17 protein-coding genes are annotated in these 21,548 nt (G+C 61.0%); 6 read left to right on the top strand and 11 right to left on the bottom strand.

The annotated features are described in order from the left end of the window. Nucleotides 1-65: 65 nt before the first annotated feature. From BGE01nite_RS06230 to BGE01nite_RS28905, 3 genes are read right to left on the bottom strand one after another with little or no spacing between them, the layout of a single operon-like run. Nucleotides 66-320: a hypothetical protein gene (locus tag BGE01nite_RS06230; protein ID WP_146849538.1), complete on the bottom strand. Its 255-nt coding sequence runs from the start codon at nucleotides 318-320 to the stop codon at nucleotides 66-68. Between the two features lie 12 nt (nucleotides 321-332). Further along, nucleotides 333-605, bottom strand: coding sequence for a hypothetical protein (locus BGE01nite_RS06225; RefSeq protein WP_146849536.1), 273 nt, complete (start codon nucleotides 603-605; stop codon nucleotides 333-335). Between the two features lie 3 nt (nucleotides 606-608). Next, nucleotides 609-1,247 carry a hypothetical protein gene (locus tag BGE01nite_RS28905; RefSeq protein WP_170266630.1) on the bottom strand — a complete coding sequence of 213 codons (639 nt, stop codon included), beginning with the start codon at nucleotides 1,245-1,247 and terminating at the stop codon, nucleotides 609-611. Nucleotides 1,248-1,735: 488 nt separating this feature from the next. Between BGE01nite_RS28905 and BGE01nite_RS06210 the strand changes: the two genes are divergently transcribed. The 4 genes from BGE01nite_RS06210 to BGE01nite_RS06195 all read left to right on the top strand — a co-directional run bounded on the left by BGE01nite_RS06210 (nucleotide 1,736) and on the right by BGE01nite_RS06195 (nucleotide 5,747). Next, nucleotides 1,736-2,485, top strand: a complete 750-nt coding sequence (locus tag BGE01nite_RS06210) for an RraA family protein (protein ID WP_146849530.1) — start codon at nucleotides 1,736-1,738, stop codon at nucleotides 2,483-2,485. Nucleotides 2,486-2,546: 61 nt separating this feature from the next. Beyond that, nucleotides 2,547-3,362: an HpcH/HpaI aldolase family protein gene (locus BGE01nite_RS06205; protein WP_146849529.1), complete on the top strand. Its 816-nt coding sequence runs from the start codon at nucleotides 2,547-2,549 to the stop codon at nucleotides 3,360-3,362. Nucleotides 3,363-3,422: 60 nt separating this feature from the next. Continuing rightward, nucleotides 3,423-4,226, top strand: coding sequence for an SDR family oxidoreductase (locus tag BGE01nite_RS06200; protein WP_246145672.1), 804 nt, complete (start codon nucleotides 3,423-3,425; stop codon nucleotides 4,224-4,226). A gap of 24 nt (nucleotides 4,227-4,250) precedes the next feature. Beyond that, nucleotides 4,251-5,747: a sodium:solute symporter family transporter gene (locus BGE01nite_RS06195; protein ID WP_146849527.1), complete on the top strand. Its 1,497-nt coding sequence runs from the start codon at nucleotides 4,251-4,253 to the stop codon at nucleotides 5,745-5,747. Nucleotides 5,748-5,793: 46 nt separating this feature from the next. On the opposite strand, the gene BGE01nite_RS06190 is transcribed toward BGE01nite_RS06195, so the two are convergent. Together BGE01nite_RS06190 and BGE01nite_RS06185 are read right to left on the bottom strand one after the other, a co-directional pair. Beyond that, the gene (locus BGE01nite_RS06190; protein ID WP_146849525.1) at nucleotides 5,794-6,576 is read right to left on the bottom strand and encodes a 3-keto-disaccharide hydrolase; all 783 of its coding nucleotides are present in this window, start codon (nucleotides 6,574-6,576) and stop codon (nucleotides 5,794-5,796) included. 32 nt (nucleotides 6,577-6,608) lie between these two features. Continuing rightward, a complete protein-coding gene (locus BGE01nite_RS06185) occupies nucleotides 6,609-7,427 on the bottom strand; it encodes an SGNH/GDSL hydrolase family protein (RefSeq protein ID WP_146849523.1) in 819 nt (272 codons plus the stop codon). 100 nt (nucleotides 7,428-7,527) lie between these two features. Here BGE01nite_RS06185 and BGE01nite_RS06180 point away from each other — a divergent pair, with 100 nt between their 5' ends. Beyond that, nucleotides 7,528-8,343: an SDR family oxidoreductase gene (locus BGE01nite_RS06180; RefSeq protein ID WP_170266629.1), complete on the top strand. Its 816-nt coding sequence runs from the start codon at nucleotides 7,528-7,530 to the stop codon at nucleotides 8,341-8,343. Nucleotides 8,344-8,379: 36 nt separating this feature from the next. Here the strand turns inward: BGE01nite_RS06180 and BGE01nite_RS06175 are convergent, their stop codons facing one another. Further along, complete coding sequence (locus BGE01nite_RS06175) at nucleotides 8,380-9,213, bottom strand: TIGR00282 family metallophosphoesterase (protein ID WP_146849519.1); 834 nt, start codon at nucleotides 9,211-9,213, stop codon at nucleotides 8,380-8,382. Between the two features lie 148 nt (nucleotides 9,214-9,361). Further along, nucleotides 9,362-11,719, bottom strand: coding sequence for a PSD1 and planctomycete cytochrome C domain-containing protein (locus BGE01nite_RS06170; protein ID WP_146849518.1), 2,358 nt, complete (start codon nucleotides 11,717-11,719; stop codon nucleotides 9,362-9,364). 118 nt (nucleotides 11,720-11,837) lie between these two features. On the opposite strand from BGE01nite_RS06170, the gene BGE01nite_RS06165 reads away from it, so the two are divergent. Beyond that, nucleotides 11,838-12,398 carry a hypothetical protein gene (locus tag BGE01nite_RS06165; RefSeq protein ID WP_146849516.1) on the top strand — a complete coding sequence of 187 codons (561 nt, stop codon included), beginning with the start codon at nucleotides 11,838-11,840 and terminating at the stop codon, nucleotides 12,396-12,398. A gap of 218 nt (nucleotides 12,399-12,616) precedes the next feature. On the opposite strand, the gene BGE01nite_RS06160 is transcribed toward BGE01nite_RS06165, so the two are convergent. The 4 genes from BGE01nite_RS06160 to BGE01nite_RS06145 form a co-directional block, all read right to left on the bottom strand. Next, nucleotides 12,617-13,882 (bottom strand): hypothetical protein, encoded by a 1,266-nt coding sequence (locus tag BGE01nite_RS06160; RefSeq protein WP_146849514.1) that lies wholly within the window; start codon nucleotides 13,880-13,882, stop codon nucleotides 12,617-12,619. Between the two features lie 128 nt (nucleotides 13,883-14,010). Beyond that, the gene (locus BGE01nite_RS06155; protein WP_170266628.1) at nucleotides 14,011-17,358 is read right to left on the bottom strand and encodes a LamG-like jellyroll fold domain-containing protein; all 3,348 of its coding nucleotides are present in this window, start codon (nucleotides 17,356-17,358) and stop codon (nucleotides 14,011-14,013) included. 60 nt (nucleotides 17,359-17,418) lie between these two features. Then, nucleotides 17,419-18,801 (bottom strand): right-handed parallel beta-helix repeat-containing protein, encoded by a 1,383-nt coding sequence (locus BGE01nite_RS06150; protein ID WP_146849510.1) that lies wholly within the window; start codon nucleotides 18,799-18,801, stop codon nucleotides 17,419-17,421. A gap of 267 nt (nucleotides 18,802-19,068) precedes the next feature. Continuing rightward, nucleotides 19,069-21,459, bottom strand: a complete 2,391-nt coding sequence (locus BGE01nite_RS06145; RefSeq protein WP_146849508.1) for an aminotransferase class III-fold pyridoxal phosphate-dependent enzyme — start codon at nucleotides 21,457-21,459, stop codon at nucleotides 19,069-19,071. Nucleotides 21,460-21,548: the final 89 nt, after the last annotated feature.

Genomic DNA, 21,548 nt, shown 5'->3' with positions numbered 1-21,548 from the left:
GTCGCGAAGCGTCCTGGACTGCGCCGGCCCTCCGGCGCTTTCGCAAGGTCACCTCATTCACCAACCTAACAAAAAAGGCAGATGCACCATGCATCTGCCTTTTTTCCCGATCTAATCATCAGGCCATCAAGCCGCACGATCCCGGCCATCTCGCGGACGCTGGTCATCGCGCCCACCATCACCAGGTCTGCCAGGCCCAGGACCCGGACCATGATCCGGCCGTCCACCTTCAGGGCGCCCGCCTTCGAAACGTTGACCTTCAGGACGTGGTCCGGAAGGCCCACGATCCCCATCGCGACGCGCCTCAGGACGCTGACCATGATCAGGCCTGTTCATCGGCGGACCTTCAGGACGGCGATGTGCATCCGCACGTCCTGCTTCTGGACGATGACCTTCTCTTCCCATCTGCGAAGGCCCGGAATGGCGGCGGCCTTCATCTCCACGGCCTGCCAAAGGTTGCTTCTGTGCATCAGCACCATGATCAGGACGGCGGCCCTGCGGACGATGATGTTTCGGAGGACGTGGCGCAGAGAAACGCTGCTCCGGCATGCGGCCTTCCGCACGATCATGCGACGGTGGACCGGGGCGATGCTCACGATGATCATGCTTCATCTGCGGCGGGCCATGCCGATGTCCGTGTCCGCGTCCATCTCCACGAGCCGCAAACTCACGCGGTCCAGGACCGCGATGCTCATGACGGCGATGCATATCCCCATGCTGATGACGCTGACCATCACGACCATGTGACGGGCCACGATGCGCCTGCTTCTGATCACGAGGTCCACGATCTCCATCGGGACGATGTGCATGCCTCTGCTGATCTCCGTCGCGGCGAGCTTCAGATCGCGGACCGTTGCGTTGCGCTTCAGGACGTGGACCATTCCGATGCTCATCACGGCGCGCATCAGGACCTGGGCCGCGCTGCTCGCCCTCACGGCGCGCTTCGGGACGAGGACCAGGTTTTTCACCATCGCGTTGAGCCTCTGGACGAGGACCACGCTGGTCACCCTCACCACGCGCCTCTGGACGTGGCCCCGGCTTGTCACCATCACGCTGTGCTTCAGGACGCGGACCGCGCTGATCACCCTCACCACGCGCCTCCGGGCGAGGTCCAGGCTTGTCTCCCTCGCGTTGTGCATCGGGACGAGGACCTGGGCGATCGCCATCGCGACGAGCCTCAGGACGCGCTCCGGGTTGATCCCCCTCACGGCGGGCTTCAGGGCGGGGGCCGGGTGGCTGGTCGCCATCACGACGGGCTTCCGGTGCGGGTGAAGGCGCCGGCTTGGGGGCTTCCTGGGCAGGAAGCGCGGTGATGCCGAGGGCGCAAAGGCCGAGCAGCATCAAGCGGGGGTTGGAGGTAAGTTTCATGGCTTGAGAGAACACGCTCACTCCCACGACAGGAATGGCGCTCCACGAAGCGCAACGTCACCGCCTTTGGATTTTGTATGTCCGCAGCGAATTTCGATCGATCGGGCTGCTTGCGTCCTGCCCATGACCTGCGCAGCCAAATGTTGGAGTGAAGCCTTTAGGCGATCTGGGCACGCCGGACTTCGCCCTCTCCTCACAACCAGCGTCAGCTGAAGCCTCCACTTCAACGCGAGGACTTCGCCTATCAGCGAAATCCGAAGCTCGTGGGAGTCTTTCAGCCTGGAAACTGAAATGGTAACTCCCAGTTACCAGAAACGCCGTCTTGCCGCTGCCGTATCCCATTCGCAGACTCGCCGCTGTTCCCACCATGCCTGCCATCTCTCACGCCGACCTCCTCCAGCTCAAGCGCTGGAACACCCCCACCATCTACAATGGCTGGGAACAAATCACCAAGTGCGATACCGGTGCGGAGGGCTTCAATGTCGAGGAAACCCGCGACTTCATGCCACAGATGGGCCCCATGGTGGGTTATGCAGTCACGCTCGTCATCGAGCCCGGTAACAAGTCACATCGCACCACCAACCCACAGGCTGGCGAGCAATACCGCAGCTACATCGCCAGCATGCCAGGCCCAAAGATCATCGTCGTACAGGACCTGGATAAACCTCACGTGCTCGGCTCCGCCTGGGGTGAGGTCAGTGCCAACATGTTTCGCGCCCTCGGCTGCGTCGGCACCATCACCGACGGCGCCATCCGCGATCTGGATGAAATGACCAACGCAGGCTTCAAAGCACTGGCACGTCGTCTCTGCGTCGGTCATGCTCATGTGCATCCCGTGCGCTGGGGCTGCGAGGTCGAGGTCTTTGGCCGCAAAGTGCGCCCCGGCGATCTCATCCACGCGGACAAGCACGGCTTTCTCGTCATTCCTCCCGAAGACCAGCCCAAGCTCCTCGATGCCGCCCGCTTCATGGATGCCAACGAGTGCGAGACCGTGATCGCCGCCTCCCGCAGCAATGCCGGCCTCAGCCAGGAGCAGCTCATGACCCTGATCGAAGCCTCCATCACCCAGTTCAGCGCCAACGTGAAATCCAAATTCCAGCGCCAGGGAGAGTGGTAGCCCCATCTTTGATTCATCTTTTGTTAGTCATTCGTCATTCTCAATTCGTCATTTCCCCACCATGCCCCAGCTCCGCCCATCCCGCATCCTCCGTGAAATCCGTGCCGGCCAGACCAGCACCATCCTCAAGCTCAACATGAGCGATCCACGCATCGTGGAGCTCGCCGGCCTCTCCGGAGCAAGCGGCGTGTGGCTCTGCAATGAGCACGTACCGAATGACTGGATGAACATGGAGCACCAGATCCGTGCCGCAAAACTCTATGACATGGACACCATCGTCCGCGTGAACAAAGGCGGCTACAGCGAGTATGTGAAGCCCTTCGAGTGCGACGCCACCGGCATCATGGTTCCCCACATCACCAGTGTGGATGAGGCCCGCAATGTCGTCGACATGGTCCGCTGCCATCCCCTCGGCCGCAAGGCGCTCGACGCGGGCAACATGGACGGTCTCTTCTGCCAAGTGCCGCTCACCGTGTATGCGGAACACTGCAACACCGAGAAGTTCGTGATCCTGCAGATCGAGTCCCCTGAAGCCCTGGAGATCGTCGACCAGATCGCCGCCGTCCCTGGTTATGACATGCTGCTCTTCGGCGCTGGCGACTTCAGCCACCGCATCGGCAAGCTCGGCCAGGCCACCCATCCAGAAGTCGTCGCCGCTCGCAAGAAAGTCGCCGCCGCCGCCCTGAAGCATGGCAAGCACGTCGCCGTCGCCTCCCTCTATGGCCAAAAAGACGAGGTCATCGCCGAAGGCACCAAAGTGTTCACCCTCGGCGCCGACGTCCTCGAACTCGGTGGGGCCTTCAAAAAGCTCGTCAACGACTTCACCGGCACCAACGCCTCCGCAGCGAGTGACTCCGTGTATGCCAATAAGAAATGACAGAATGATGGCTCCAGGACTGAGCTCCTGGTCTCTGAAATACTGTCATCCTGAAATCTTGTGAATCCTGTCAAAAAGAATCCCGGCATGCCTAACGATCTATTCTCACTCAAGGACAAGACCATCCTCCTCACCGGAGGCGCTGGCCTCTATGGCCGCGGACTCGCAGCCATGCTCGCCAGCACAGGTGCGAAGCTCATCCTCGCCGCCCGTGATCTAGCAAAACTCCAGATCGTGGCCGAGGAAGAGACCGCCAAAGGAAACACCGTCTTCGCCGAGCAGCTCGATCAAGGCGACGAAGCCTCCATCACCGCGCTCGCAGCACGCGTGCATGAACGCTTCGGTCCCTTGGACGGCCTCGTGAACAACGCCGTGCTGCGCCCGATGAAAGGCGCGAACGGCAGTGCAGAGCAGTTCGCGGATTCCATGCGCGTGAATGCCACCGGCCTCATGCTCATGCACCGCCACTTCGGCAAACCCATGGCAGATGCCGGACGCGGCAGCATCGTGAACATCGGCAGCATCCAGGGCATGATCGGCCCGAGCTATGAGCTCTACACCGGCACGAACATGGGTGACATGCCGCCGGACTACTTCTTCCACAAAGGCGGCATGCTGAACCTCACCCGCTTCTACGCCTCGCTCTATGGCCCGCAGAGCGTGCGCGTGAACTGCCTCTCTCCCGGCGGTTTCTTCAACAACCAGCCGGAGCCCTTCCTCGAGCGCTACTGTGAGCACACCATGCTCGGCCGCATGGCGGATGATGATGATCTCGGCGGCTCCGTAATCTTCCTGCTCAGCGATGCCTCACGCTACATCACGGGCGCCAATTTGCCGGTGGATGGTGGCTACACGGCCAAATAGACGCACCTCCAACTCCCGACGCCGATGAATCACTTCTCCTGGATCGACTACACGATCTTCGGCGTCTACCTCGCAATCTCCGTGGGGGTGGGACTGTTCGCCGCTCGCGGCCCTAAAACATCGTTAGGCGAATACTTCCTCGCGGGACGCGGCATGAACAGCGTGCTCGTGGCCATGTCCATCCTGGCAGCCCTCTTCTCCGGCATCAGTTATCTGGCCGGACCTGCGGAGGTCTACCGGAACGGCTTCGGCTTTGCCTATGCCATGCTGGCCTTCTTCATCGCCACACCCTTCACCGCGATTTGGATGCTGCCGAAGTTCTACCAGTCGCGCTACTTCACGGCCTACCAAATTTTAGAGGAACGCTTCTCCCTGTCCGCACGCCTGCTGGCCTCCGGGCTCTTCATCTTCCGCGTGGTGCTATGGCTCGCAGCCGCCACCTATGCTCCGGCACTGGCGTTGGAGAAGGTCACCGGGCTCCCGCTCTGGGTCACCATCCTCAGTTTCGGCGCCATCACCACCACCTACACCGCGCTTGGCGGCATGCGCGCCGTGATCTGGACGGACCTCATGCAGCTCTGTGTGCTCTTCGGCGGCCAACTCATCATCGTCATTGTCGCTCTCGGAAAGATCCCCGGCGGCTTCGGCGGCATGTGGGAAACCGTTGTAGCAGACGGCCGCATGGACCTCAGCCTGTCCTTCTCCCTTTCCGAACGCGTGAACCTTGGCGGCGTGCTCATTGCTGCAGGGTTCCTGCATCTGGTGCAGATGGCCACGGACCAAGTCAGCGTGCAGCGCTATCTCACCGCAGGCAGCCTGAAGGACTCCCAGCGCTCCCTTTGGATCAAACTCTGGTCTGTCCCCGTCGTGCTCGCACTCTTTTACGGCACCGGCCTCGTGCTCTACGCCTTCTACAAAGTGCATGGCGATCCAATCGCTGCAGGCTTGATCGAGAAGCCCGATCAGATCCTTCCCTACTTCGTCGTCACCCAGCTTCCAGCGGGCCTACCAGGCCTGCTCATCGCAGCCATCTACGCGGCCAGCATGTCCGTCATCTCCTCTGGCTTGAACTCCCTCGCCTCCGCCACCGTCGTCGATTTCCAGCAGCGCCTCTCCGGCGTGAAGGACGGCTCCGCCAGCACCCAGGTCAGCAATGCGCGCCGCATCACCGTGGGTTATGGCATCCTGGTCATGCTCCTCGCCTTTGCCGTCGCCAAGATGCCTGGAAATCTCGTCGAGTCCGTGAACACCATCATCGGCCTCATCGGTGGCCCGCTCCTCGGACTCTTCTTCCTCGGCATGTTCACGAAACGCGCCACCACAAGAGGAGCCCTCACCGGCTGCTTCGCCGGCTTTGTCGGCATCCTCAGCCTCTACCTCTATCAAAACGGCATCTTCACCGCCCAGAAGCCCGAGCAGCTTGTCTCCTTCCTCTGGTTCACCCTCCTCGGCTGCCTGCTCACCATGATCGTGGGCCTGGCATGCTCACGTGGCCCGGCCAAGGAGCACGCTTCCGCCTGAGTCAGAACAAAACCGAAGGGTAAAAGATTGAAATCTTTCTACCAAATCACTTCTTCGCTGGCACCACCGGCCCAGTCCCTTGAGGGCGACTCGTCTTCGGCTTCTCAATCTTCGTGGCACCGCTCAGCTTCGCAGCATCAAAGGGGATCAGCGGCGCCTCCGGCAGCACCTTCAGACGCAGGTCCTTGATCTCCACCCGGTTCGCATTGCCACGATGAAGCTGGATGGCAAGCAGCCCCTCAAGAGCCCGCTTCTTCGCATCGTGATCGATCAGCTCAGACGTCGTCAGCCCGTTGATCTGATGCGACAGATGGTTGCCTTTTGCGATGATGACATACTCATTCCATTGGCTCACATCCACCTTCACCGGCGGGTGCTCGCTGAGCTGCCAGAGCACGCCCTCAGGATCCAGCAGGACGTTCTTACCATTGAGCCCGAAGATCCCACGCCCACGTTCCTCATACGTCATGCCCGTGTGCTCGATCGCAGGATGAATGTCCGACTGATAACCCGTGATCACCCACGGCGCGACCTCAGGAACCTCACGGCTGCGGTACTGGATGCCGCTGTTGTTATCGCCAATCACGCGCACCGTCGCACGCAGCTCAAAATCCTTCACCTTGCCACCTCGCCAGATGAGAAACGTGTTGTTAGGCAGATCCTCCGGCCCCGCACAGGTGCCGATGACAATGCCATTCTCCACCTTCCACAGCCTCGGATCCCCATCCCAACCCGTGAGGTCCTTGCCATTGAAGAGAGGTGTGAAACCGTCGTCAGCCGCGAAGGCTGCTGTGGCGAACAGAAGAAGCGTGGAGAGAATGGAGCGCATGGCAGCGGAGTGATGGAGTATTGGAGTCTTGCTTACTTCAGTTGCGCCTCAATAGCCTTCGCCACGTTCTCGCCAAGGAAATCATACCCCTTGGCATTGAAGTGCACATCATCAGGATTCTGCATCGCGGCGAGGTGCGGGGTGATGGCCGTGAAGAGGTCATCGACCGGAATCTCATGCTTTTTCATCACCTCAGCCGCCGCGGTATTGCGCTCCGGGATCGGCGCGGCTTTGTATTTACCGTCCTTCGTGTCCGGGCAGGGCGTGCTGCTGGCCCACATGAGCTTCGCACCGGTCTTCTGCAACCGCTCGACCAGTTGCGTGAGGCGCTGCTCATAATCGGGGATCGGCGTGTTCCGATCATGGATGCCGAAGTTAAAATGAATGAGGTCCCACTTCCCATCGCCGAGCCAGACATCAATGTTCTTCAGGCCCGTGGCCGTCGGCCCGCAGTTCGCCGGAGCACGATGCACGTTCACCTTCCCAGCCAGCGCTTTGCGCACGGCCTGCGTGTAACCACGCGATACCGAGTCGCCGATCAAGAGCACGCGCGGCAGTTTCGGATCATCCTGAACAAAATCCCAGGCGCTGGAGCGCCCCATGATCTTTTCACGCTTGTGGATAGGCAGGTAGAAGCCGCCGAGTTGGTCCTGCAGCACCTTTTCCCAAGCCTGCTGGTCCGGCGGCAGCTTGGCCACCAGCTCTTGATACTTTGCATCCACTTCGGCATCCGCCTTCGCTTTTTGCACGGCAGCCTCGGCAGCATTCGTCGGCTCACCCTTCGGTGGATTGACGGAGTTTTGAGCCAGGGCAAGGCACGGAAGAAAGAGAAGGGGCAGAAGAATACGCATGAGAGGGAGCCAACGCTCAACCCGCCGCATCTCAAGCAGGAAAATGGAGGCAGATGAGCCCGAAGATGATTTTATCGTTCACGCTCTGGACGCGGCGCGCATGCTCGCTAGCCATCGGCGCATGGAACAAAACTGGACAGACAAGAGCGTCATCGTCACCGGCGGTGGCGGCGGCATGGGACAGGCAGCGGCGAAGCGCTTCGCCGAGGCCGGAGCGCGCACATTCATCTTCGGCCGCACGCTGGCATCTCTCCAGGAAACCACAGCCCTCTCGTCTCGCATCGTGCCCATCGTCTGTGATGTGGCGGACACCGGCAGCATTGCCGCTGCGATGGCCGAGGTGCTGAAGCACGGCACGCCTGACGTGCTCATCCACACCGCCGGCATCAACACCCCGGACCGCTTCATGGCGCATGCAGATCCTGCACGCATTGCCTCTGAGGAAAGCTGGCGCAAAGTGATCGACATCAATGTGCTCGGCGTGGTGAACATGATCCAGGCTGTCTCCGGCCCCATGGCCGAAAATGGCGGCGGCAAGATCGTGGTCGTCTCATCCACCGCTGGTCATGGCTACGACTCCTATGCTGGCGTGCCTTACACCGCCAGCAAATGGGCCGTGCATGGCCTGCTGCTCACCGCGCGCATGCAACTCAATGCGCACAACATTGTCCTTTCTGAGTATGCGCCTGGCGAGGCCCTGACACCGCTTGTCAAGCTGCGCCCCGTGCAGCCCACGGAAGAGCACAAGGCCAAGATGATCTCCACCGGCGACTGCGCGGACACGCTCTTCTTCATTGCATCTCAGGCGCACAGCATGAGCGTCATCCAGCTCCCGGCCTATCAGCCCTTTGGTGGCATGCCGCCACCCATCACAGCCCCTTGGCTCAACGGTCTGGACATCAAGCCAAAGGCATAAGCATGCACTTGCTCAATGAGTGAGGTCACACCTCACTCATTCATGCCACGTCCGCGCCACGCGCTCGATCGCCATGGCCTTCCCCGTCGTCGGGTCCACGGTCACCAGCACGCCGTTCAGCCTCACCGCACCTTTGCCGATGCCAAACCGAGCTGGCATGGCGGTGTGAAATCTCTCCAGCACCGGCTGGATCTCACTGCCGATCACTGACTCCATCGGCCCGCACATCCCGGCATCACTTTGATACGCCGTGCCCTTTGGAAGCACGCGCTCATCCGCCGTCGGTACATGCGTGTGCGTACCCACCACCGCGCTCACAAGCCCATCCAGATGCCAGCCCATGGCCACCTTCTCACTGGTGGCCTCAGCGTGGAAATCCACAAAGATGATCGGCGTCTCCTTGCGCATCTCCGTCACCGCTTCGGTGATGGCCGTGAAGGGGTTTTCCATGCCCTCCTTCATGAACACACGGCCCTGCAGATTGATCACACCCACCTTCCCGCGCTTCGTCTCCAGCACCACCGTTCCCTGCCCTGGCGCATTGGAGGGGTAGTTGATCGGCCGCAGCAGTCGCGGCTCATCTTGCATGAAAGGCAGGATCTCCTTCTGGTCCCAGATATGATCTCCGGTGGTGATCACCGCCGCACCCGCGCGCATCAGCCCGATGGCGATCTTCGGCGTAATGCCACGTCCACCCGCCGCGTTCTCACCATTCACGATCGCGAAGTCCACCTTCAGTTCCTCCTTCAGCAGCGGCAGCAGCGTCGCCACCCCCTTGCGTCCAGGCTCCCCCACCACATCACCCAGGAAAAGAATGCGGAAAGGTTCAGCGGCAGCGGTTGGCTCGGTCACGGTCACATTGTCAGACATAATGCCCATTTGAGCCGCACCCCGCCCCCATGGCAAGCCTCCTCTGCCATCGGCCTTCGCCACAGCGGTTTCGGTAGAAGGATTAAGGGTGAAAATGCCGCCACAAGGCCGAACGCCCAACTCCGGCCTCTGGCCTACAACTCCGAACTCATTCGCGCGTCACCGTCTCATCCAGGTTCAACAAGACCCGCGCCGCGTTCAGCGCATCCAGCTTCTGCAAAACCGCCAGCTCATCCGCCTTCGGAGCCCGCGTGGTGCAGCGGCGGAAAGCAACCTCCAGCCCCTCCTTCTGAATGATCTTCGCCAGCGCCGTCGCGAACTCAAAGAAGCCCCCGTCATTCATCAGCGTCAGCGCCTGCAGTGGCGTGTTGCTGCGGATCCGGCGCGTGCAGGTGCTGAATCCCTCCGGCGCATCAAACACCGTCAGGGAGGGCGGTGGAGATGCCCTGTACACAAAGGTATAGAGCCCGCGCCGATACCGGTCCGCGCCCTTGCTCACCGTCCACACACGCTTCACCTGCCCCTGGCCCATCACACCATCCGGAATCGGCGGATACACCGGCGGCCCGCCCACCTTGGGCGAAAGCAGCCCGCTGGCCGCGAGACACACATCCCGCACCACCTCCGCATCCAGGCGCAGTCTCGATTGACGACCTAACAGATAGTTTTGCGGGTCCGCCTCGGCCAGCTGCGGCGTGGCGCTGCTGCTCTGCTTGTAGGTGCGTGAGCTCACGATGAGCCGGTGCATCTCCTTCAGGCTCCATTTCTTCGCCATGAACTCCACCGCCAGCCAGTCCAGCAGCTCCGGGTGCGATGGCACCGTGCCCTGCATGCCAAAGTCATTCTCCGTCTCCACGATCCCACGCCCGAAATACTGCTGCCAGAGACGGTTCACCATCACCCGTACCGTCAGTGGATTCTCCGGACTCACGATCCACTTCGCCAGATCCATTCGGTTAGGCTGCGCAGATCCCGCCTTCATCGCATGCAGCACCTTCGGCGTGCCAGGCTTCACTTCATCCGCCGGACGTGTGAAGTCCCCTTTGATGAAAACAGTCGTCTTGCGCGGCTGCGCCAACTCTTTCATCACGAGGGTCGTCGTGCCTTGATTCAGCAGCGTGTCTAGCTCCTTGTGCCGGTCGCTCAGGATCCGCAGCTCATCACTCGGCGGGGCGATGATGGCAAACAGCGCCAGATTCTCTGCCAGCGTGCGCTTCACCACAGGCTTGGCCACCGCCTTCTTCACACTGCCCGTCAGCTTCTCGCGGAACTCGGCAGACATCTCCTTCTCCCACGCCGCCACCTCATCCTGGCGGGCCTTCACCATCGCCTCGAGCTTCGCCGTGATCTCTTTAAACTCCGCCGTCATCGCACCTACATCCACATTGGGGTCAAAGACCTTCAGCGTCGGCTCATCCTGGTTGTTCAGGAAGGCAAACATCTGGTAATACTCCTTCTGCTCGATCGGGTCGAACTTGTGGTCATGGCACTGCGCGCAGCCGATGCTCAGCCCCAGCCACACCGTCCCCGTTGTGGCTACACGGTCAAACACGCTGTCGATCCGGAACTGCTCCTTATCAATCCCGCCCTCTTGATTGATTTGCGTGTTCCGATGAAACCCGGTGGCGATCTTCTGCGCCTCCGTGGCCTTGGGCAAAAGATCCCCGGCCATCTGCTCGATCGTGAACTCATCAAATGGCATGTCAGCGTTCAGAGCGCTGATCACCCAGTCACGAAACTTCCAGATCTGCCGCGGCGCATCAATAGAGTAGCCGTTTGAGTCAGCATACCGCGCCTGGTCCAGCCACCACCGTCCCCAGCGCTCGCCATAGTGCTTGCTACCTAACAAACGTTCAACCAGCGCACGGTACGCCGCTTCTTCATTCTTCGCGAAAGCCTTCATAAACTCATCCACCTCTTTCGTCGTCGGCGGCAGCCCCGTGAGATCCAGGGACACACGGCGGATCAGCGTCGTCGCCTCGGCTTGCGGCGAAGGCTTTAGCCCCTCCTCATCCAGCCGCGCCAGGATGAACTGATCAATCGGCGAAAGCTTGCCCCTGTCTTCCCCCGCAGGAGCAACCGGCAAAGCGCTCACCTTTGGCGGAATGAAGGACCAGTGTTTCTCATACTTCGCCCCCTGCTCGATCCACTTTTTCAACACTTCTCGTTGAGCCACCGTGAGCGGAGCCTTGTGCGACTTCGGCGGAGGCATCACCTCATCCTTGTCATCACTGATGATCCGCTGCCACGCATCCGACTTCGCCAAGTCTCCGGGCACCAGCCCACGCGCTCCATCGCGATCCTCCGTCGCTCCATCAAACGTATCCAGCCGCAGGCCGCCCTCGCGATGCTTCGGATCAAACCCATGACACGCAAAGCAGTTCTCCGACAAAATCGGCCTCACATCCCGGTTAAACTGAACCGCCCCAACGCGCGCAGATTCCGCAGCATGCAGCGTCGCAAGGCCCAGGGGCAGAGGCAGGAGAGTGAGAAAGAGCCGTTTCATCCAGAGATTTTGTCCCCCTATAACGCCGCATCTCTCGCAATCTCGCGAAGTCGATGCCAACCAAAAAGCTCGCCATCGCAGATAGGCTCATTCAACATCACGAAACACCTCCCCCCTCATGAAATTGCGGCTTCCTCTTCTCATCGCCATCCCGCTGCTTCCTCTCCTGGCCACCGCTGGCGATCGCCTCTCCGAAAAGCGCCTCCAGCAGATCGTCGCCATGCCGCATGACGACAAGCTCAAGGAGCCCGCGCTTGAGATTTACCCCAAAGCACGCGCCTATGACATCACCATCAGCACCACCCATGATGGCCGCACCATCGTCGCCAAAGCCACGGCCACGGAGAAACGGGTAGCTGGAAAGTATATCGTCTCCGAGGCGCAGGCCGAAGACCAGGAGGAGAAGTTTGCCATGGTGGTGGAGTTTGACCCGGAGTCACAGCGCTACCGCAAATACCTCCTCATGGAGGGCAAGCTCAGCGGCTACCGCGAGGGCGTCCGCTGCCCCGACACCCGCGCCATCGCCTGGATCGATCTGACCAGGCACATGGTCCGTTCCGAAACCGACCAGCTCAGCACCGAAACCCATTCTGACAGCGGCTCAACCTGGAGCTCCGTGCTCTACAACAAAGGCGTGGTCGAAGTCACCGAAACCGGTGTGGCCAAGGTGACGAAGTAACATTCAATCTTGATGACGATGGTACCGTGAACATCGCTCCAGCGTCCTGGACTGCGCCTTTCCTCTGGCGCTCTTGAAGGCCTAGCGAGAAGCTTCGCGCAGGCTATCGTCGAACGTCTGGTGAGGTTATTTCGTCGACTGGAAGTTGGCTGATCACTCGCTTCGTCGGAAAGCGCCGGAGGACCGGCGCACACCAGGACGCTCCGCGCTTTCGCGCATCACACGTCCATCAGCCCTTGAATATCGATGAGGTGCAGCTGCCTCCCGTTCGCCCCATCTGGGGCATCGACGCACACCCAGCGCTCATCCCGGCTGGATCGCGGATGGCAGTCGCAGCGCCACTCACCCTTATACTCCGGCGGCTGCGGGAAGTAACCGAGATCAATCCGCTTGTTCGTGGCGATGTGATACAAATGTGGCGTCTGGATGCGACGCACGCCTTTGGGATACGTGTCGTTCAGGATCCACTCGTTGTTCTTCAGGTAGGTGAGGTGGCCGCTGCCATCCAGCACACCATGGCCGATCTCTGCCACGATGCCGCTGTCCTTGTCCTCAAAGAGGAAATCACCCCACTCGGGATTGCCTAACCAATTTTTACCCTGGGATAGAATGTGCGCGGCATCCCTCCAGATGAAGTGGGAGGCGTAGCCGTTCGGAATCACGATGCGCAGATCACTGCCATCCATGTTCGCCGTGATGAGGCGGGTGAGGTGCCCGCCCTTCGGCTGGGTCCAGCGGTGCAGCATGATGAAGCGCTTCCCATCCGGGCCCACGAGCAAATGATAGGCGTGGTGCTTCGAGTCCGGATGATTGTCCATCACCGTGCCCGTCTTCGCCAGCAGCGCATGACTCACGATCAGTTTCTCCGCCCCGGTCTCCAGATTCACATGCGTGACTCCGCTCCCCTCTGGAGCCATGTCATCAAAGAAACGATCCCGGATGCCTGCATAACCATACCCTGGACGACAGTCCGCCACGCGGGAGAAGTCACAGCTCACCGCCTCCTTGCCATTCGGGGCCAGTGCATAGATGGGCGCGGGCAGCGTGTGCTTCTCACCCGTCTTCACATCCAGAATGTGGCTCACAAACTTGTCCTTCTCGCGGTCATTCCAGATCACTTTAGACTCCGTGCCCGGGATCCACTGCAGCATGCAGCCCTGCTGCCAGCACCACGCGCTGGACTTGCCCAGCGGGATCCATTTGTCATTTTCCTGCAGGTCCACCATGCCCACCTCGATCACATCATCCGCCGTCGGGGAGCGATGCTCGAAGTTCACCTTGTGGCTGAGCACAAAGCGATTGTCTGGCGAGAACTGCAGCTTGTCATAGTAAGCGAACCAATGATACCCCGGCCCCTTCGTGATCATCCGCGTCGGCGGAAACTTCGGCAGCGGGACGCCTTCCTCCTGCGCACTGGCACGCGCACCGAGCGCCCCCATCGCAAACGTGGAAAGAAACTGACGGCGGCTGGAAAGAGTGGTCATGGCTGGAGAAAGTGAAACGTCATTCTGCCAGCGCTTCTCCATCTGGGAAGCACAAAACATGAGATGGAGTTTACAGCGGTTAACCCGGTCTGGGAATGAATCAGGATTCAGGAATCCAAAATCAGGAATCACTTACTGACTTTCATCCACTTCGCCGTCTCGATCCCCGACGCGAGGTCACGCACATGCACTTCCCAGGTCCCCGGTGTCTCATTGCTGGCGAGCTGCAGTTTCAACGTGAGAGATCCATTCTCCACCACATACGCGCCATCCCACTCAGCCGTGGCGCCTTCGGCATCGCGAATGCGCACCTGCACCGGGATGGCGGCCGGCATGGGCTTGCCGCCGGTGGTCGTGACTTTGATCACCGCCTCGGCCACATTGCCACACATCGCGGTCTCCGGCAGATCCAGCGTCACATCCAGAATCGGCGCGGGAGAGATCATGAACACACGGCCTTCGCCGGGACCGAGCCGCAGCGGTATCGTCAGCCCGCTGTCCTCGCGCTTGGGTAGCATGAAGGCAGCCCGCGTGAGGTCATACACATTCACCGTCTCTGTGCCGAGATTCAGCGTGCCGAGCGATGGCACGCCATTCTCCAAAACCAGCCCATGCTGACCCACATAGTTCCCTGCCTCCCGGCGATCATTCACCACAAAGAGACAGGTCGCCTCGCCATTGCGGCTCGCATGCAGGATGATGTCGTCATTGTCACAGCGGAACTGCGGTGCCCAGCCGAGCCCTTCGCACAGCCGTGCCAGTGCCTTGGGCAGTGAATCCGCGGAAGTCGCCGCAGATGCCGCCGCTTTCACGGCCTCGAGCTCCGCTTTTTTGTCCAAATCCTGGAAGACAGCCTGCCCGGCGTTCTCCGCCGCGCCTGCGGGAGCATCCCTGCGCACCTTCGGTTCTTCCGCCCTCCTTGTTAGGCCAGTGTCTTGCGCGCTGATTTCTCCTGTCTTGGAGAGCAGCGCGTCCGCCTTCAGTCCCGGACACAGATTCTCATCTGCCAGGATCTTGCCTCCCCCTTGCTGCCACTTGATCAAATGCTCCACCACACTGGCAGGCAGCACATCACACTCCGTCATGACCAGCACCTTGCGGCCATCGAGACCGCCATTGCCCAGCATCTCCTCGTAAACAATATCCGTCTGCACATGCCCGCGTTGCAGAGCCTGCCAGATCTCCAGCGAGCGCGGTGATGCCCCCCGATACAGCCCGCGCCCGGCGAACACCTGCGAGGTGAAGCTCTCCAGAAAGGCCACCTGCGAGCGCAGCGGCTCCCGTTTCGTCAGCATGGGGCCGAGAGGCCGCATCACGCGATCTGCAAGATCACGAAACGCAGTGTAAGCATACAAATGGGTAGGCCGCTCCGCGCTTGATCCACCCTGCGCTGGAATCAGTGCCTGCCAGCCAGGAAAGATCATGCCCTTCACCGGCCGCGCGAGCGTCATCCACAATGACTCCTTCAAGATGGAGGGCGAGAGCGTCACCCGTGCCACCGGTCCGCCGCCATTCTCCTGCACATGAATCTCCGCCGCGGTGCCCTTCGCGCCCGGGGGAGATACAGCGCCGCGTTCCCAGCTCAGCGGCACCATGCCAAACACCCCCTGCCCCAGGCCGCTCGCATGGCTCATCGCCAGCAGCTGGTCCACGCACAATCCCGACTGGAGAGGCTGACGGTTGTCCAGCGCCCGGTCCGCGAGATAGGTCACACGGCCAAGGGCTCCGCCGACGGATGGCTGGCGCACCGCAGGCTCGCTCAGCGTCCACACATCCGTCCGTTCCTGGCGCTTCTTCTCCAGCCCCTGACACCAGCCGTCGTTCGCAGCCTTCCAGCCATGCCCGCCGCTCCAGAACCAGCGGTAGTAACCGAGGACAGGATGATCATCCGGCACCACACGATTCTGCGGGAAGCCCGCCAGCTTCCTCCAGTCCACACCGCCGCCATCCTGCACCTCGTCCGGGATCTCTCGTTGCGATGCTTTTCGATAGGACTCACGCTCCTCCCTGCTGAAGCCTGGGCGCGCCCTGCTCACCGGCTCCGCGTTCAGCCAGGTGCCGGACCAGGTCATGCATTCACGAAAGGCTGTGGTGAAACGCTGTGCGGAGTTCACGTTCAGCGCGAGCATGATCGAACTCGCGGCATCCACCACATGCGGCTCATGGGGCTTGCCGTCCCGGTCCATGCGCCAGACGTGCACTTTCTCATCCGCATGGCGCCAGAGTTCCAGCGCTGCCACAGCATGCAGCCCCGAGGCCACTCCGGCCTCCAGAAGCGGCTGGGAAACCTCCGCCGTGCGCCGCCCATACAAACCCACCAGCGTGTCATTCTCATTGGTCAGGCCTGTCCAGTGCGTGGCACCCAGCTCGCGCAGACGCGGCAGATCCTCCGCCTTGGCCTCACGCAGGATCACCGGCATCACCGCAGGCTGGCGCGGCATGATCTTCAGAGTCGTCTTCTGGCTCAGCTTCCTCCCGCCGCTGCTCATCACCACCTCCAGCAGGTAGTCTCCAGGCTTCAACCCCGTGTCCGGCCCGTACTCAGTCCCGTATTTTTCTCCGGGCGCCAGATCAGGCAGGATGAAGGACTGCGTCCCGCCGCCGAGCGAGTAGCTCAGACCTGCTCCCTTAAGTTTGTTAGGCATGAGGTTCGTGCACACCACCTTCAGTGGCGTGCCGCGCTCATAGCGCTCCCAGATCTTGCGCGGCCCGATGACCTCCAGTGCAAAGGCCGCGAAGCCGCGCACACCATCACAAAGCCGCACTTCATCGATCTCGCCCGGAAACCCGTAGTGGTTGTACAATCCATCCCCGATGCTCAGCGGCAGCGCGCCTGCCGTGACCGGACCGCAGCGCTCCGCCAGCTCGCCACCTGCCGAGTCTGAGCCGATGAAGAACTCCACGCGCCCTGTCCCGTCATAGCTGAAGGCCAGATGCCGCCATTCACCCACCGGCAGCAGCACCGGCTCAGAGCGAAACTCTTTCACAAACGTGCCGAAGCCCAGCGTCACCACCATGCGCCGACGCCCACCTGCATCCACCGGCTGCAAGCTCCATTTGTAGTCATTCTGCGTCTTGTCCATCTTGTCCAGCAGATGCGCCGGATCCTGTGGAAACTGGTCCATCGTCACACGCGCCCACAGATCGGCGGAGAAGGCACCCGCTGGCGAAAGCCTCGCCAGTGAAGGCGCCGTGACCACGGAGTAGCGCGTGGCCACTGGCGAGATCCGGCATGAGAGCCCGCCACCAAAGCGCCCCTTCGCATTGGGCGCCGCTCCGGCGATCATGAGCTGCGCCCCATGTCCGGAGGCATCCACCAGCGGCATGTCATCAAACTTCCAGCAGCCCAGCACATGCGCGCCCGTGGCACCCCCATTCACATACCCCTCCTCCCAGCCGTCTTGCAAAGGTGGCGCGGCATGGCTGATGCCAGCCAGCATCAGGAGGGAAAGTGTGGAGAGAAGGCGTGTGCGCATGACGCGGGGGGAATGCATGGGCTAACCAATAAAAAGACAAACGGAATCAACCGGCCAGACTCAAGGCGCACCGAGGCTGCGTGGAGCCCCCTCAGGCAGCTTCTCCACCTTCTGATGCTTCAGATAACGGCTGTCAGGCAGCGTCCAGCCCTTTGGCAGGGTGGCGGCGGCATTTAGACAGGGTGAACCAGGCTTCAGTAAGAAGTCCCGCTGCTCCAGGTCCACAAATCCGGGCTCCTCACCCTCCAGCGCAGGCTCCAGCACATCCACGCTGCCTTTAAAGTCCTCATGACTCTTCGCCCAGCCGCTGCTCAGCCAGTTCTTCCCGAGCTTCAGTGTGCCCACCGTCACCATCAGCGAGAGCGCACCCTTCCCTGATTTGGCATACACAATGTTATTCCAGCACTCCACCGTCTCATCCTCGCTGGACACGCGGAAAAGCGCCGTCGGCTTCACACGATATGACACCACCGTGTTGTTATAAAACTGCAGCACCCCTTTGCGATACTGGCTCGCATCTCCCATGTCCCCGCCGTAATGCACCACCTGATTGTTGCCCGGCCCCTCCAGCTCGATCAGCACATTTCCGTAAACCTTGGTTAGGCGATACTCCGGCGCATACAGGATCGCCGAGTTCCCCATCGCCTCCACCAGATCGAGCTGGCGATTCCCTCCCTCGATCCAGTTGTTCTTCACCACCAGGCCGGCGGAGCGGTCCTTCAAATTGTTGCCCCGGCAGCCTTCACGCAGCGGGCCAAAGTGATTCCCCTCATACACCATGCCGATCGCCTCGCTGTACGCGTTGTGCTCGCTGATGCTGTCCGGATTCCCGTTGTCATAGATGTGGCAGCCTTCCACGCGCACATCCTTGGACTGCGGGCTTACCATCAGCCCGTTGCTGCTGTCGTGCAGCGTTAGATTGCGCAGCACCAGATGCTCCACGATCTCCACATTCAGGCTCGCCGCGTCCTTCTTATACACCTCGGCTCCACGACGTCCGCTAAACGTGTAGGGCCGCCGCGCGCTACGGATCTCCAGATTCTCCACGATGATGTGCCCCGGCGTGGTGGTGCTGTGGTTGGACCCACCGATCTTAAACACACCACGCTCCTGCCCCCAGTACTTGAGCTGCGGCCGCGTGCTCGCATCCCGCCCGTCGATCACCGGCAACTGCCCCTTCGGCCCCGGCACACCGCTGATCGTGATCGGCTTCTCCGCCGTCCCACGGCCAAACACGATGAACTTCTCCTGATAAGGCTTCGACCGCCAGTGAATGCGCACCGTGTCCCCCGCCCCCAGCGCCTCCCAAGGCACCGAGCCGATGCTCGGATGCTCCTTCCCCGGCCCCACCTCATAAACCGCCGCTTTAGAGCGGGCGCTGCCCATGGTCAGGGCGGCTAACAAACAGATCGGAAATGGAAAACGGGAGGTCAGAAGCTTCATGCGTGGCTGGGAGGGAGGCTGGCGGAATCGTCAGCAGTCTCTACGTCCCCGCCCCCATTTCCAGCCTCATTCTTTAACTTCCGCTGACTTCTCGCCCTTCCCGCAGTGACATCTGCCTGTTCATGAAAAACTTCTTACAATCACGCCACCTTGCCACCGCTCCTTGAACCATTTCTAACCGCTAATAGGACGCTAATCAGACGCTAATAAATCCTTCTGATATTAGCGTCCCATGAGCGTCTAATCAGCGGTTAAAATGATCTTGGCTTAGACTAGCCTCGCGAACCCCTGCTGCACATCCCCCACCCCAGACTCCGACTTCAATCCCCCACGTTCCTGAGAAGCCACCACTAGCGCCAGTGAAGCATCCAGCGCACTCAGCATGTCATCCACCATCCCTGGTGTATGGCTCCATGTGACATAGAGCTGGCTCGATATCAAAAAGCCGCGCTCCAGCATGTGCCGGATCATCAGCGCCTTCGCTGCCGCAGCATCACCACCAAGCCCGAAAGCAAGTGAGGGAGCACACGGCATGCCCCCCACCTTCACCTGCAGAGATTCGTGCCTCTGCGCCACCTCACGCAAACCGGCCTGCAGCCTGCCTCCCAGCTCCCACACGTGCTGCTGCACGCCTTCACGCTGCATCTTGCTGATGCAGGCCAGCGCCGCCGCCGTGCCCACGCCATCTGTCCAGTAGCTGCTGGAAATGAAACTGTCATTTGCCGCGCTCATCACGGCCTCCCCACCCACGATAGCTCCGCACGGAAAGCCGTTGGACATCGCCTTCGCATACACCGCCAGATCTGGCTGGATGCCTAGCACCTGCGCCGCGCCCGGAAACCCATAGCGCCAGCCGCTCGTCACCTCATCCAGCACAAACACCGCACCTGCCTCATGCGTGGCGCTGATCACAGTTTGCAGAAAACCATCACGCGGATGCTCCGACCTCATCGGCTCCATCACGACCGCCGCGAGCCTGCCCTCCAGCCTCTGCGTCGCGGCATGGAATGAGTCTGGATCATTGTAGCGAAACGGTACCGCGGTCCCCGCCAGCTCACGCGGCACACCCAGCGGTTGCAGGCCCGGCAGCAGATGACCATCCAGCGCCGCATCATCACCGAGGTTCGCGGCGAGATACCAGTCACTCCAGCCATGATACCCGCAGAATGCCACACCGCTCTTCCCCGTGGCCGCTCTCGCGATCCGCACTGCCAGGTTCAGCGCCTCGCCACCTCCACGCGCATAACGCACCTTCCCTGCCCAGGGATGCAGGCCTAACAAGACATCCGCCAAGATCACCTCGTCTGGCGAGGCTAGCGTGCTGTAGCTGCCCAGGTTCACGCGTCGCTTCACCGCCGCGTTCACCTCATCATCCGCATGGCCGAGCAAGATTGCCCCCACACCTCCGGTGAAGTCCGTGTAGCGCCGGTCATCCAGATCCCAGACATTCGCGCCCTTCGCCCGCGAGAAATACGAAGGCCAGGTCTGCGGATCAAACAGATGCGCTCGCTTCGAAAGCAGCCCCGTGCCACACGAGATCTTCGTCTTGGCGACTTCCCAGAGGTTGGGGCCTGTCGTAGACCGAACTTTCCAGTTCGGTTTCCCCGTGGTCCGAGTTTCCAAATTGGGGCTCTCATTTTCGTCCAAGGACCGAACTGGAAAGTTCGGTCTACGAATCAACCTCAGCGCATTCTCCCGAAACACATCGGCCAGATCTCCTTGAGTCATTCCCGTGTCCTCACAGGCTTCTCGCAGGCACATGAGCGACTCAATCCCCACCGTGGTGTATTGACCAAAAGTCGTTAGGCCGCTCGCCAGCTCCGGATGAATCCAGGAGAACCCATCGCCCTGCGAGATGCATGACCCGCGAAACTCACTGACCATGTAGTCACTGCCCCAGAGCACACGGCGCGGCCCCAGGATCTCCAGCGCGGCGCGAAAGGCGCCCGCTTGCGTGACTGCGGAAGTGTCCACCACCACATTATCCACATCCACTAGCGCCTGCAGACCTTCACGAGCATGGCGGTAGTTAAACGACCGCGCCACATGCGCCAGCACCAGCCGGCAGCGCGGATAGCGGCGGCACAGCCGGCGGATCGCCTCCACATTGCGCGGATCCGTGATGCCATCCGCCAGCATGATGTGCAGCATCAGGATGCCATCATGCTCGTGGCAGATCTCCCACATCCACTCCGGAGTGTAGGACTCGATCTCCGCCTCCTTCGTGTCCGGCACATCCGCATACAGCCGATACGGCTTGATGCCGATGAACACGCCCGTGCTCATCAGCCGCCGCACCTCCGCCGGATCATCCGTGGGTGCCACAAGCACCAGCGCCCGCGAGTTCCTGCTCGCGTCGATCTGAGAGCCCACCCACGCGTTCTCACCCACACGATCATTCCCGGCGCTGGGATAACCAAAAAAGAGACCTTCCACCTTCCGGTCCGGCATCCACAGCTGCATCGCCGCTTGGAAATCCGCCATGCCATAACCGCGATCTTCATCCAGGAACGTCGGCCGCCTTCCCTCCGCGAAGCTGCGCGTGTGGAAGAGGTGGGTGTGAATGTCGTAGACTTCATCGGGAACGAAGCCGTTCAGCACACGGTCCCGCAAACGACGGTCCGTGTCATTGAGTTCCGTGACGAGGGTAAGAGACATGTTGAATACAAATGTTGGAGTCTAGCCTTTAGGCGATCTGGGCACGTTAGATTTTGTCCACCATCCCAGATCGGCTAAAGCCTTCACTC

It is taken from the genome of Prosthecobacter gellanilyticus, from assembly GCF_007992435.1.
Taxonomy (GTDB): Bacteria; Verrucomicrobiota; Verrucomicrobiia; order Verrucomicrobiales; family Verrucomicrobiaceae; genus Prosthecobacter; species Prosthecobacter gellanilyticus.
This window is presented reverse-complemented; position numbering and strand designations above follow the sequence as displayed.

What these genes read in the sequence shown, in the direction of transcription:
- BGE01nite_RS06155 (WP_170266628.1), bottom strand. Translation starts at nt 17,358, where the DNA reads ATGCGCACACGCCTTCTCTCCACACTTTCCCTCCTGATGCTGGCTGGC.
- BGE01nite_RS06230 (WP_146849538.1), bottom strand. Translation starts at nt 320, where the DNA reads ATGGTCAGCGTCCTGAGGCGCGTCGCGATGGGGATCGTGGGCCTTCCG.
- BGE01nite_RS06190 (WP_146849525.1), bottom strand. Translation starts at nt 6,576, where the DNA reads ATGCGCTCCATTCTCTCCACGCTTCTTCTGTTCGCCACAGCAGCCTTC.
- BGE01nite_RS06185 (WP_146849523.1), bottom strand. Translation starts at nt 7,427, where the DNA reads ATGCGTATTCTTCTGCCCCTTCTCTTTCTTCCGTGCCTTGCCCTGGCT.
- BGE01nite_RS06225 (WP_146849536.1), bottom strand. Translation starts at nt 605, where the DNA reads ATGATCATCGTGAGCATCGCCCCGGTCCACCGTCGCATGATCGTGCGG.
- BGE01nite_RS06165 (WP_146849516.1), top strand. Translation starts at nt 11,838, where the DNA reads ATGAAATTGCGGCTTCCTCTTCTCATCGCCATCCCGCTGCTTCCTCTC.
- BGE01nite_RS06170 (WP_146849518.1), bottom strand. Translation starts at nt 11,719, where the DNA reads ATGAAACGGCTCTTTCTCACTCTCCTGCCTCTGCCCCTGGGCCTTGCG.
- BGE01nite_RS06145 (WP_146849508.1), bottom strand. Translation starts at nt 21,459, where the DNA reads ATGTCTCTTACCCTCGTCACGGAACTCAATGACACGGACCGTCGTTTG.
- BGE01nite_RS06180 (WP_170266629.1), top strand. Translation starts at nt 7,528, where the DNA reads ATGCTCGCTAGCCATCGGCGCATGGAACAAAACTGGACAGACAAGAGC.
- BGE01nite_RS06195 (WP_146849527.1), top strand. Translation starts at nt 4,251, where the DNA reads ATGAATCACTTCTCCTGGATCGACTACACGATCTTCGGCGTCTACCTC.
- BGE01nite_RS06210 (WP_146849530.1), top strand. Translation starts at nt 1,736, where the DNA reads ATGCCTGCCATCTCTCACGCCGACCTCCTCCAGCTCAAGCGCTGGAAC.
- BGE01nite_RS28905 (WP_170266630.1), bottom strand. Translation starts at nt 1,247, where the DNA reads ATGGCGACCAGCCACCCGGCCCCCGCCCTGAAGCCCGCCGTGAGGGGG.
- BGE01nite_RS06175 (WP_146849519.1), bottom strand. Translation starts at nt 9,213, where the DNA reads ATGTCTGACAATGTGACCGTGACCGAGCCAACCGCTGCCGCTGAACCT.
- BGE01nite_RS06160 (WP_146849514.1), bottom strand. Translation starts at nt 13,882, where the DNA reads ATGACCACTCTTTCCAGCCGCCGTCAGTTTCTTTCCACGTTTGCGATG.
- BGE01nite_RS06150 (WP_146849510.1), bottom strand. Translation starts at nt 18,801, where the DNA reads ATGAAGCTTCTGACCTCCCGTTTTCCATTTCCGATCTGTTTGTTAGCC.
- BGE01nite_RS06205 (WP_146849529.1), top strand. Translation starts at nt 2,547, where the DNA reads ATGCCCCAGCTCCGCCCATCCCGCATCCTCCGTGAAATCCGTGCCGGC.